This window comes from Streptomyces sp. NPDC089919 (genome assembly GCF_040684615.1).
Taxonomy (GTDB): domain Bacteria; phylum Actinomycetota; class Actinomycetes; order Streptomycetales; family Streptomycetaceae; genus Streptomyces.
Genome location: NZ_JBFBGK010000210.1, coordinates 1 through 4,495, shown reverse-complemented (window position 1 = coordinate 4,495; position 4,495 = coordinate 1). Strand labels below are relative to the sequence as shown.

The 4,495-nt window shown below is 77.6% G+C and carries 5 protein-coding genes; 1 reads left to right on the top strand and 4 read right to left on the bottom strand.

The genetic code is table 11. From position 1 onward, the window contains the following. Positions 1–145: 145 nt before the first annotated feature. The 3 genes from AB0O40_RS37615 to AB0O40_RS37605 all read right to left on the bottom strand — a co-directional run bounded on the left by AB0O40_RS37615 (position 146) and on the right by AB0O40_RS37605 (position 1,891). On the bottom strand, positions 146–352 hold the full coding sequence (locus AB0O40_RS37615) for a hypothetical protein (RefSeq protein ID WP_365050805.1): 207 nt from the start codon (positions 350–352) through the stop codon (positions 146–148). 163 nt (positions 353–515) lie between these two features. Continuing rightward, positions 516–1,382 carry a fused MFS/spermidine synthase gene (locus AB0O40_RS37610; RefSeq protein ID WP_365050802.1) on the bottom strand — a complete coding sequence of 289 codons (867 nt, stop codon included), beginning with the start codon at positions 1,380–1,382 and terminating at the stop codon, positions 516–518. A gap of 137 nt (positions 1,383–1,519) precedes the next feature. After that, positions 1,520–1,891 (bottom strand): hypothetical protein, encoded by a 372-nt coding sequence (locus AB0O40_RS37605; RefSeq protein WP_365050799.1) that lies wholly within the window; start codon positions 1,889–1,891, stop codon positions 1,520–1,522. Between the two features lie 258 nt (positions 1,892–2,149). On the opposite strand from AB0O40_RS37605, the gene AB0O40_RS37600 reads away from it, so the two are divergent. Further along, positions 2,150–3,514: a tetratricopeptide repeat protein gene (locus AB0O40_RS37600; RefSeq protein WP_365050796.1), complete on the top strand. Its 1,365-nt coding sequence runs from the start codon at positions 2,150–2,152 to the stop codon at positions 3,512–3,514. 50 nt (positions 3,515–3,564) lie between these two features. Here the strand turns inward: AB0O40_RS37600 and AB0O40_RS37595 are convergent, their stop codons facing one another. Next, complete coding sequence (locus tag AB0O40_RS37595) at positions 3,565–4,206, bottom strand: GNAT family N-acetyltransferase (protein WP_365050793.1); 642 nt, start codon at positions 4,204–4,206, stop codon at positions 3,565–3,567. Positions 4,207–4,495 lie beyond the last annotated feature (289 nt).

Genomic DNA, 4,495 nt, shown 5'->3' with positions numbered 1-4,495 from the left:
GGTGCCGTGCATCGCAAGGCCGAGGAGGGAGCCACTGCGGTGGGGGCACCTCCCAGCGGTAGCTGGGGGACATCGGCGACTGACGAGAACGCCGCAAGGCGCGGTGCCAGGCGCCTCGGGCCCGGCATGATCCGGAAGACAGGCCCTAGGTGGGGCGCTTCTTGGGCGGGGCCGGCTTGGGGGCGGAGCGCTTGGCGGTGCCGGGCGGGGCCGGCTTCGGCGGCTCCGCGGGCTCGGCGGGAGGGGTGCTGCGGTCGGGGGTGTGGATGGGCGGGGCGGAGCGCTTGGCCGCCTCCGGCGGGGTGTGGGTCATCGGCTCCGACGGCCGCTTCCCGTCGCGTGGGGTTCCCATCGTGTGACACCTCCGGTGTGGCCTGCCGGCCCGGGCGGGCCGTGTCCACTGTCGGACACCCGCGGCCGGGGGGCGCGCCGCGGACGGCCATCCGGGGGACGGGCCGCGGCCGGACCGCGGAGGTGAGGACCGGGGCCGGCCGGCGGTGGGCGGACGGGGAGGGTCAGTGGAAGACGGAGGGCGGTGGGGCCGGTGAGGCGGTGGCGGAGGCGTCGGTGACGACCGCCGCGCCGCCGGTGAAGTCGACCAGGCCCCGGCCGTGTTCGACCCGGCCCGGATGCGGGTCGCTCGCCACCCGGCGGGTGAACTCCCCGACCGGGAGCGGCCGGTCCGCGGCGACCAGGACCGCGTTGCCGAACCGCTTGGCGCGGAAGACCACCGGGTCGGCCGCCAGGGCCAGTTCGGCGAACCGGGACGCGGCGGTGGCGATCTGGCCGCGCAGGTGCGCCAGCGGGGGCCCGTCCGCGAGGTTGGCCACGTACCAGCCGGTGGGCGCCAGCGCCCGGCGCACCTCGTCCAGGAACTCGGTGCTGGTGAGGTGGGCCGGGGTGCGGGCGCCGCTGAAGACGTCCGCCACGACCAGGTCGGCCCAGCCGTCCGGGACCTTGGCCAGCCCGGCCCGGGCGTCCACCGACCGGACCCGGATCCGGGCCGCCGGGTCGAGCGGCAGGTGGGCCCGGACGAACTGCACCAGCGGCCCGTCGATCTCCACGACCTGCTGGGTGGAGCGCGGCCGGGTGGCGGCGACGTACCGCGCCAGGGTGAAGGCACCGCCGCCGAGGTGGAGGACGTTCAGCGGCTGCCGGGCGGGCGCCACCAGGTCGATGAGGTGCCCGATCCGGCGCTGGTACGCGAAGTCCAGCCGGGCCGGGTCGCCGAGGTCGACGTGGGACTGCGGGGCGCCGTCGATGAGCAGCGTCCAGGCGTCCGGGCGCTCCCGGTCCGGGGACAGCTCGGCGAGCCCGCCGTCCACCTGCGCGACGACGGCCTCGGGGGTCCGCGGCCGGCCGCCGCGCCGCTCTCTGGCCATCCGGCCATTATGGCTGGTCAGCGGGGAGCCGGCCGGTCGGGGGCGGGCCGCACCGCGGGCCTGCGGCACGGCCGCCCCGCGAGGGAACGGTTCTCCCCCGTGGACCGCGCGGGCCGGGCACCGCCTGGGCGGCCGCCTCAGCGGGTCAGCTGGTCCGCGGCCTCGATCAGCCGGGCCGCCTCGCCCAGCGCGGCCCGCAGCACCTCGGGGTCGGTGACCCCGTCCGGCGCGGCCGGCGGCAGCAGCCAGGAGGGCCCCTCCGGCGCGGCCGGCAGCTCGATCTTCAGTCCGCGTCCGTCGCTGTGCGTACAGGCGCTGCCCGGCAGGTCCCAGCCCTCGGCCGTGCCCGGCGGGACCAGGAAGCCGAGGGTGTCCTCGGCGCCGTCGTGCAGCACCGGCCCCACCGCCGCGGGGTCGGCCGCCCGGCGGATGATGTCCACGGCCTCGAGGCCCTGCCGGGCGGGGACGGTCACGACGTCGGGGGCCGTCTGCTCGCCGTCGGTTTCCATGGCTGCCTCCAACAAGGGACCCTCCTCGTACGAACCGGGAGCCGCCTCCCACTCCGCATCGTTCAACGCACGGGAACGTCAACGGGTGCGGCGCCGGGCCGCCGCAAAGGATGGCAGTTCATGGCGGATCGCGGGTGAGATATCCCGTTTGTAGCTAAACACCGCCTCCCGGGTGCCCCCCGGCCGGTACGTTTTTGCGCGCCGGACCCCACGAGCCACGTGCCGGCCGCAGCACGCATCGCCAGAGAGGGCACGGCCATGGCGTCGTCACCGACCTCCGCTTCCGCAGCCTCCGTCCCACCCGCCCCCAACACCGCCTTCCGGCTGTTGCGCGGGCCCCGGTCCCCCGGGGAGTTCGCGGCGGCCGTGCGGCGGGCCGCCCGGGAGATCGGCGAGACCGTCTCCTGCGACGCGCGCTACGTCGGGCGGGTGGAGGCCGGCGAGATCCGCTGCCCCAACTACGCCTACGAGCGGGTCTTCCTGCACATGTTCCCCGGGCGCACCCTGACCGACCTGGGCTTCTCGGCGCGCGAATCGGTGCGCGGCCGGGGCGCCCGGCCGTCGACCGCCCCCGTCCCCGTCCCACCTGAGGAGAGCGACGTGTTGCGTCGCGCGTTCATGACCAGCGGCTCCGCCACGATGGCCGCCGCGACCCTGGGGCTCGGCCCCGTCCCCGGTCAACCGTCCGCCGGCGAAAGGGTCCTGCACGAGCCGCGGCCGCTGCGCGGGCGGGCCGGCGAGGCCGAGGCCGAGGCGGTCGAGGAGGCCGTCCGGCGGATCAGGCTGCTGGACGACCGGCACGGCGGGGACGGCCTCTACCGCACCGCGGCCGGCCCGCTCAAGGCCGCGTACGCCCTGCTCGACGCGGGCGCCACCCGGCAGTCCACGGAAGACCGGCTGCACACCGGCGCGGGGGAACTGGCCCTGTCGGTCGGCTGGTTGGCGCACGACTCGGGCCGACTGGACGACGCCCGCTCGCACTACGCGGAGGCGCTGGCGACGGCCCGGGTGGCCGGGGACGCGGGCCTTGAGGCGCACGCCTTCTCCAACATGGCCTTCCTCGCCCGCGACACCGGCCGCCCGCGGGAGGCGATCCGGGCCGCGGAGGCCGGCCAGCGGGCCGCCCGCGTGATGGCCTCGCCCCGGCTGCTGGCCCTGCTGACGCTCCGGGAGGCCGGCGGCTGGGCGGTGCTGCGCGACCGGCGGGCCTGCGAGGACGCGCTGACCCGGGCCCACCTGCAGTTCTCCCGGGGAGCCTCGCCGCTGGACCCGGAGTGGATGTCCTTCTTCGGCGAGGCCGAGCTCGAACTCCTCGAGGCGCAGTGCTGGTCGGCCCTGGAGGAGCCGTCCCGGGCCGCCCGGCACGCCCGGCGCGCCATCGCCCTGCAGGACCCGCACTTCGCCCGGAACGTCGCCCTGTCCACCGCCCAGCTCGCCGACGACCTGGCCCGGTCCGGCGCCCCCGACGAGGCGGCGGCGGCCGCCCGGCAGGCCCTGGACCTGCTCGCCGAGGTCCGCTCGGCCCGCGTCCAAGCCATGCTCGCCGGCACCGCCCGCACCCTGGTCCCCCACCAACGCAACCCCCGCGTAGCCGCCTTCCTCGCAGACCGCGCCCCAGCCTGACCACCCGCGGCTCCCGTCCCGGTCTGACCGCCACCGGCGCCGCCCGACCGCTACCGCGCGACCAGCAGCGCCTCGGCACCCACCGGGCGGTAGCCCGCCGCCTGGAAGGCCCGGACGCTGCGGGCGTTGCCCGCGGCCTGCTGGGCCCAGACCGGCTCGCCCCCGGGCACCAGGTGCCGGGCCGCCACGGCCAGTGCCCGCCCGAGGCCCCGGGCGCGGGCGCCCTCGTCCACCTCCACCGCGGTCTCCCAGCGGCCGGCCACCCCACGGCCCAGGACGACCACCCCGCCGTCGGCGGCCCACACCCTGACGTCGTCCCGGCGCTTGCGGGCCCGGGCCACCCGCGGATGGTCGGGGTCGGACACCTCCCGCAGCTCCACCGGCGGGGCCCCGGGCAGCGCCGGCGCCACCGTCAGCAGGTCGACCGTGTCGTGGGCCCGCCCGGTGCGCTCCATCAGCGCGGTCAGGAACCGCGGGTTCATGGCGGCGGCCAGGGCGTCGCAGTCGAGGGTGGCCAGCGTCCGGAGCACCCAGTCCGGGTCCTCGTCGGTGAACACCACCGAGTGCGCGGTGAAGGCCAGCACCCCGGCGTCCCGGTGCCCGGCCTGCGGCACCACGCTCACCCCGCCGTCGGGTGCCGGGAACCGCCCCTGCGCCGCCGCGTCCAGGATCGCCGCCAGTGTCGCCCCCATGCGCACAGTGCTCCTCGTATCGGCCGTCCGGCCGCCGAAGTGGGGCCCTCGACAGGCTACTTCGCCCCTCCCAGACGACCACCCCGAGCTCGACCGGCCACCGTACGCCCGCCCTCGGCTGCCGCCGGCCCCCTGCCCCGGCCCTCTGCTACCCCGCCCCGGGCGCCTCCAACCTGGGCCCCGCCCACCTTTTGCGCCCCGCCCCGCCGGGCAAATCCAGCCCCGCCGGCGATTGAGGCGCGGGGTCCGGGGCAGCGCCCCGAAACCTGACCCCCGCCCACCCCTTTGC